The sequence below is a fragment of the Yoonia sp. genome (assembly GCF_046498525.1).
GTDB lineage: Bacteria > Pseudomonadota > Alphaproteobacteria > Rhodobacterales > Rhodobacteraceae > Yoonia.
The window spans coordinates 33170-39755 of the sequence record NZ_JAWOAN010000071.1; the positions used below are offsets into that span (position 1 = coordinate 33170).

The 6586-nt window shown below is 59.3% G+C and carries 7 protein-coding genes and 1 pseudogene; 6 read left to right on the top strand and 2 right to left on the bottom strand.

Going from position 1 to position 6586, the window contains the following annotated elements; all coding sequences use genetic code 11:
• Positions 1 to 44: 44 nt before the first annotated feature.
• Both R6T97_RS04665 and R6T97_RS04670 read right to left on the bottom strand, forming a co-directional pair.
• Positions 45 to 704: a DnaA ATPase domain-containing protein gene (locus R6T97_RS04665; RefSeq protein ID WP_410348139.1), complete on the bottom strand. Its 660-nt coding sequence runs from the start codon at positions 702 to 704 to the stop codon at positions 45 to 47.
• On the bottom strand, positions 705 to 1808 hold the full coding sequence (locus tag R6T97_RS04670; RefSeq protein WP_410348140.1) for an AI-2E family transporter: 1104 nt from the start codon (positions 1806 to 1808) through the stop codon (positions 705 to 707).
• Between the two features lie 162 nt (positions 1809 to 1970).
• Here R6T97_RS04670 and proS point away from each other — a divergent pair, with 162 nt between their 5' ends.
• The 6 genes and pseudogenes from proS to R6T97_RS04700 form a co-directional block, all read left to right on the top strand.
• Positions 1971 to 3311 carry a proline--tRNA ligase gene (proS, locus tag R6T97_RS04675; protein WP_410348141.1) on the top strand — a complete coding sequence of 447 codons (1341 nt, stop codon included), beginning with the start codon at positions 1971 to 1973 and terminating at the stop codon, positions 3309 to 3311.
• Positions 3312 to 3465: 154 nt separating this feature from the next.
• Positions 3466 to 4074, top strand: a complete 609-nt coding sequence (locus R6T97_RS04680; RefSeq protein ID WP_410348142.1) for a DUF2937 family protein — start codon at positions 3466 to 3468, stop codon at positions 4072 to 4074.
• 67 nt (positions 4075 to 4141) lie between these two features.
• A complete protein-coding gene (locus R6T97_RS04685; protein WP_410348143.1) occupies positions 4142 to 5407 on the top strand; it encodes an ABC transporter permease in 1266 nt (421 codons plus the stop codon).
• Positions 5400 to 6083 (top strand): ABC transporter ATP-binding protein, encoded by a 684-nt coding sequence (locus R6T97_RS04690; protein WP_410348144.1) that lies wholly within the window; start codon positions 5400 to 5402, stop codon positions 6081 to 6083. The genes R6T97_RS04685 and R6T97_RS04690 overlap by 8 nt, the downstream gene beginning before the upstream one ends.
• Entirely contained in the window at positions 6080 to 6220 is a 141-nt protein-coding gene (locus R6T97_RS04695) for a hypothetical protein (protein ID WP_410348145.1), read from the top strand. The genes R6T97_RS04690 and R6T97_RS04695 overlap by 4 nt, the downstream gene beginning before the upstream one ends.
• Positions 6201 to 6586, top strand: a pseudogene (locus tag R6T97_RS04700) (Ldh family oxidoreductase); the annotation flags it as partial. The gene R6T97_RS04695 and the pseudogene R6T97_RS04700, both read left to right, overlap by 20 nt.

The following is a 6586-nucleotide window of genomic DNA, read 5'->3' on the forward strand; positions in this document are numbered from 1 at the left end:
TTTTCTACCGCGTTTGTTGCGGTTGTATGACAAGTATCGCGGTGTCAATCTGCGTTGTCCAGCAACTCGGCGGCCAGCGCGGTATTGATCTTGCGTCTCTGGGCTAGGGCCGCCGCGTCCAGCCGCTCGACGATGGTAGCAGCCGCAGCAAAAGAGCGTTCGATGCGCGTCGACAGGTACTGCACCAGTGCAGGCTGCGGGTTGATCTGACGATCCGCGAAATGCTTCATGATCAGCGCCGATAGCAGCGCATCATCGGGGTTGTCGATTTGGGCGACGGTCGTGGCCTGCATCCGGCTTGCCAGATCGGGCAGTGCGATCGGCCAGCGGCTTGGGGGCTGGCCCGAGGTCAGCAATAACGCGCCACCAGCATTTCGCAGATTGTTATGCAGGTGAAAGACCGCCTCTTCCGCAGACTGCGCAAGCGTTTCCATGTCTTCGATGATCACGGTCGATGCGTCAGTCCGAAAGCCCGCAGCCATGCTATCAGCCGCGACCAAGAGCGCATCGCTTTGCGCTTGGAAAACGCGCGCCAGGTGGCTTTTGCCGCTGCCTTCTGGCCCAATCAGCGCCAGCTTTCCTTCCGGCCAAGCTTCTGGTGACCCTATCATGGCATAGGCCTGTGCATTGGCCTTGGAAACAAAGAAGTCATCCGGCCCCAGCGCAACACCTGTCGGCCAGTCAAAAGCAAGCTGATCTGCCATTTATTCGTCCCCGGACTGCCCACGATAGAGCAGGCTGTCCTTGTATTGACTGACACCCCACCGCGCGACGACCCCGATCATCGCAGCAATCGGGACGGCTACCAGCATGCCGACAAATCCAAAGAGCGACCCGAAGACCGAAAGCGCAAAAAGCAGCCAGACAGGGTGCAGACCGACAGACCCGCCTACCAGTTTCGGTGTCAGTATATTGCCTTCGAGGAACTGCCCCAAACCAAAGATACCGGCGACAATGCCGATGCGCAGCCAGTTTGTGACATAGGAAACTGCATCGCCATCGGCCATTTCGACACTGCCCCAGAACTGGAAAAGTGCCAGCCCCACAGCCAAAGTTCCGCCAACAAGGGCCCCGACATAGGGAATGAAGGTGATCAACCCGGCGATAAAGCCCACGATCAGCCCGAAATTCAGCCCTGCCAGCATCAGCGCCACGGCATAGTAGGTGCCCAGCACCAAACACACAGTCCCTTGCCCGCGAATGAACGACGCCAATGTTGTGTCGATATCGCGGGCCAACCTGCGGATTGTCTTGGCATGATCACGCGGCAGCAAGTCGTCTATCTTGCTGGTCATGTTGTCCCAGTCCAGCAGCATATAGACGGCCACGACAGGGACGATGACCATCAGGACAAGAATGTTGATCAGCCCGAGCGCGGATGACACAAGGCCGTTTACCAACTCACCGCCTTTGGATTGAATGGTTTCGCCAATGGCCAAAAGCTGTTGATACGCAACGCTTTCATTATCCAATATCTGCGGGAAACGCTCGGTCAGGCCCGTACGCAGCCGGTCAAAGAACTGGGGCGCTGTATCAATAAGGGATGCAGTTTGCTGCACAAGCGTCGGGATGACCAGCAGGATCAGCACCACAAAGATCAGGATCGTCACTAGTGTGATAATGGCCACCGCCACCACCCGGCTGGCACCGGCGCGTTCCAGACGGTCCGCGATAGGATCAAGGCAATATGCGATCGCCCCGCCCAGCACAAACGGCAGGATCACATCGCCCAGAAACCACAGGGTAGTCAGAAAGACCGCTGTCGCGATGCCCCAGTATTTCGCTTGCTGCCCGACCGGAAGTGCCATGTATGATCCGTGATTGCTTGCGTCATAGATGCGACGTGCAGCATCATGACGCAAGTGCCGCTTTGTACAAAACACGGGGCTGTATCTTCATGTCCCTGCTTGCGACGACCCACGCGGCAGATTACACCAATCCGAACATTTGCATCCAAGAAGGTCAAACACATGCGCCTGAGCCGCTATTTCCTGCCCGTCCTGAAAGAAACGCCACGCGAGGCACAGATCGTCAGCCACCGCTATATGTTGCAGGCGGGCATGATCAAACAGGCCAGCGCGGGGATTTATTCATGGTTGCCGCTGGGCTTCAAGGTGCTGCGCAAGATCGAAGATATCGTGCACGAGGAACAGGCGCGCGCCGGACATATCGCGATCCAGATGCCGACGATCCAATCAGCAGACCTGTGGCGCGAAAGCGGCCGCTATGATGCCTACGGCGAGGAAATGCTGCGCATCTCCGACCGGGGCGGGCGCGAGATGCTTTATACGCCCACCGCCGAGGAACTGGTCACGGATATCTTTCGCGCACATGTGAGCAGCTACAAGGACCTGCCACTGACCCTTTACCAGATCCAGTGGAAATTCCGCGACGAGGTCCGTCCGCGTTTCGGCGTGATGCGGGCGCGCGAATTCTACATGAAGGACGGCTATAACTTCGATCTGACCAAGGAAGACGCGCTGCACGCCTACAACCGCCATCTGGTCAGCTATCTACGCACCTATGAACGCATGGGCCTGCAAGCCATCCCGATGCGCGCCGACAGTGGCCCGATCGGGGGCGACGATACGCATGAATTCCTTGTGCTGGCCGAAACGGGAGAAAGCGAGGTGTTTTATGACAGCGAGATCACCGATCTGAAATTCGGCGACCGCCAGATCGACTATGACGATCATGCGGCATGTCAGGCCGTGCTGGAAGAATTCACCAGCCGTTACGCGCGCACCGATGAAACCCACGACCCCGCGCTGTTCGATGCGATCCCGGAAGAGCGCAAGCGGACGGCCCGCGGTATCGAAGTGGGGCAGATTTTCTATTTCGGCACCAAATATTCCGAAGCAATGGGGGCTTTGGTCGATGACGGGCAGGGCAACAAGGTGCCGGTTCACATGGGTAGCCACGGTATCGGTGTGTCGCGTTTGCTGGGGGCGATCATCGAGGCCAGCCACGACGACAAGGGCATCATCTGGCCCGAAGGTGTGACCCCGTTCCACTGTGGTATCCTGAACATGCGTCAGGGCGATGCGGCGGCGGACGCCGCTTGCGAGGCGCTCTATGCGTCACTGACCGCATTGGGTCTTGAACCGCTTTACGACGATCGCGACGAACGCGCAGGGGCCAAGTTCGGCACGATGGATATGATCGGCCTGCCGTGGCGGATTACCGTGGGGCCACGGGGCCTCAAGAACGGGGTGGTCGAGTTGACCAGCCGCCGCACCGGTGAAAGCGAAGAACTGCCGCCGGAAGCGGCTGTTGCGAAAATTGCCAAGATATACGAGGGGATCGCGTGAGCATGTCGAAAAGCCACTCCTGTCACGGTCGCGCGAAAGAGCGCGCATAGCCGACAGTTCCGTTAACACCGCGCCAAAAATCTGCTATCTTTCGACAAAATTAAAATGTCACGAGGCAGCAGATGAAGATGATTTCCCGCAACGGGGCGCTGGCATGATCCGGGCCTTGTGTCTGATTGGTGGGTTGACCGGCGCGACCGGCCTGTCGCAGATGCCCGAATTCTCCCAGCAATACCTGCAACGGCTGGCCGGTCAGGTGGATGAGCTGACACGGCAGGCCGTGGAATTTGACGAAACCGCCTTGGCTGATGGGATGGGTCGCGAAGAGATGTTGCAGGCCATGGCAGCGACACCTTTGGTCGCTTCCCAAGAGGCGCTGTGGCGACGCACCTTTGGCCGCCATGCGCGGCTCAGCGAAAACCTGATGATCCTGCGTGATGCCGCTCCGCTAGAGCGGTTAACCTTGCTGCACCGGATGGCTGATCCTGCGACAGTGCGCGCGGTCTGGGAAGATTTCACGCCTGCGATGCCTCTTGGCATGGCTGGTGCTGCTTCGGCTGGTGCGGGGTTTCTTGGCGGTTGGGCCGTCTTTGCGGCCTTGATCGGCGTATTCGTCTGGCCTTTCCGTCGCATGACTGCCGCCAAGCCCAAAGCGCAGACGCGCAAAACACCGGTTGTCAAATCTGACCCGCCTTTGACCCGTCCCGCCTTGGTCCCCGACAGTCAGGGCAATCGCCCCAGATTATCCGGTGTGCAAAGATAAACACCCTTTGGCTTGACCATTGCGCCCGCGCGCACCACCTTGCCGCAAACGTCACGCAGGAGCACCCATGGCCGAGGTCAGGACGACACGTCCCTTTGCAAAATTCGAATGGATGATCGCGTGGCGTTATATCCGTGCCAAACGCGCCGAAGGCGGCGTGAGCGTGATGACATGGATCAGCCTTATCGGCGTGACGCTTGCGGTTTTTGCCCTGATCGCGACCCTTGCGGTGCGGTCGGGTTTCCGCGCCGAATTCATCGACACGATTGCGGGGGCCAATGCCCATGTCACGGTGGTGATGCCGCGCGGTGTGATCGAAGACTTTGAAAGCGTTGCCGATAATATCCGCGCGGTGGAGGGGGTTCAGTCCGTCGCGCCCTTGGTGCGCGGGCAGGCGATGGCCTCGGGATCAGGGCAGATCGGGCTTGCGGATATCTACGGCATCCGGCTGGAAGACCTCAAAGCATCTGATGCGATTGTCCAGAGTGAACGGACTGTCGGCAATATCGACGATTTGCCCGATGGGATCGCGATTGGGTCGGCGCTGGCGAATAATCTGGGGCTGGGGATCGGCGACCGGATCGAAATCACGACACGTTCCGGTGCCGCGACACCCATGGGGCAGGCGACGCGGCGCAATGCCTATGAGGTGGTTTATATCTTTTCCACCGGGCGTTTCCAGATCGACGAAGTACGCGCCTATCTGCCTTTCGATGTGGCGCAATTGATCTTTAACCGCGACGGCGTTGCCGATGAGCTGGAGGTCAGGCTGGATGATCTCAACCGGTCCGAAGAGCTCAAACAGGAAATTGCGAACGCGGCAGGGCCCGGCATGTGGGCCTATAGCTGGCAGGACAGGGTCGGGCGGTTTTTGCGGGCCCTGACTATCGAAGATAATGTGATGTTCATCATCCTGTCGATCCTCGTCCTGGTGGCATCCATGAACATCATCAGCGGTTTGATCATGCTGGTGAAAAACAAGGGGCGCGACGTGGGCATCTTGCGCACGATGGGGCTGACCGAAGGGTCGATCCTGCGGATATTCTTTATCTGCGGGGCGGGCATCGGCACGATAGGAACGGCGCTGGGCGTTATCCTTGGCTGTCTTTTTGCCATCTATGTCGATCAGATTTTCAGCTTAGTGAACTATGTGGCCGGTGGCGGTGTTTGGGATCCGTCGATCCGGGGCATTTACAACGTCCCTGCTGAATTGCGTTTGCAGGATGTTATCAAGGCCATGTCGCTGTCGCTGGGCCTGTCGTGGATCATCACGATCTTTCCGGCCCGCCGCGCTGCACGCATGAACCCGGTCGAGGCGCTGCGCTATGAGTGATCACACGCTTCAGGTCACCGATCTGATCAAGACCTACAACGCGGGCAAGCCGAACGAAGTGCGCGTCCTGCAAGGTGTTTCGCTGGCTGTAAAACCGGGCGAGGTTGTGGCCTTGGTTGCGCCCTCGGGTGCGGGTAAATCCACGCTTTTGCATATTGCCGGTCTGCTGGACACGCCAGACAGCGGGATGGTGCAGATCGCAGGCACGGACATGACGCATCTGTCCGATCGCAAACGCACGGCTGTGCGCCGATCCACTGTGGGTTTCATCTATCAGTTCCACCATCTGCTGCCCGAATTCACGGCGCTCGAAAACATCATCCTGCCGCAGCTTGCCAACGGGGTCGCGGAAAAGGCCGCCCAAGCGCGGGCCATGGGCCTGCTTGACCATGTCGGTATCGCAGAGCGCGCGTCGCACCGTCCTGCCGCGCTGTCGGGGGGCGAACAACAGCGCGTCGCGTTCTGTCGGGCGCTCGCGAACGAACCGTCCCTGCTGCTTGCGGATGAGCCGACGGGAAACCTTGACCCCGAGACTTCTGACAGGGTGTTCGACACGTTGATCGGGCTGGTGCGTGACACGGGACTGGCCGCTGTCATAGCAACCCATAATCTGGAGCTCGCAGCCCGCATGGACCGTCAAGTCCGCCTGAACGGAGGAATACTGGAGACATCGTGAAAGTATCCGTGACCGAGATCGAGGCGCAAAGCCGTGCAGCCCTTCTGACCCATGGTGCTGGCGAAAAGCAGGCTGCAGAGGTCGCAAAGGCCGTCGCGCGCGCCGAAGCCTTGAGACGGGCCGGTGATGCACTTTGATTTCTCGACCTCTGCGGTGGCTTTGGGAAAGATCACGATGGCAAAGGCTGCAGGCGAAAGCATCCCGCTTGGCTGGGCCGTTGACGAAAACGGCGCGCCGACGACAAACCGCGAGGCGGCGCTGACAGGTGCTTTGGTCAGTGCGGGCCGCTATAAAGGCTGGGGCTTTGGCCTGATGGCGGAACTGCTGGCCGCAGGCATGACCGGATCGGTCAATTCGCTGGATGTGGCGGGGCTCAAGGTGGCGGAGGGAAAACCCCATGATCTGGGGCAGTTCTACATCCTGTTGGACCCCGGCACCTATCATGCAGGGTTCGGCGCCAGTTTCGCGCGTGTGGCAGAGGCTGTTGCGAAAAAGGAAGGTGC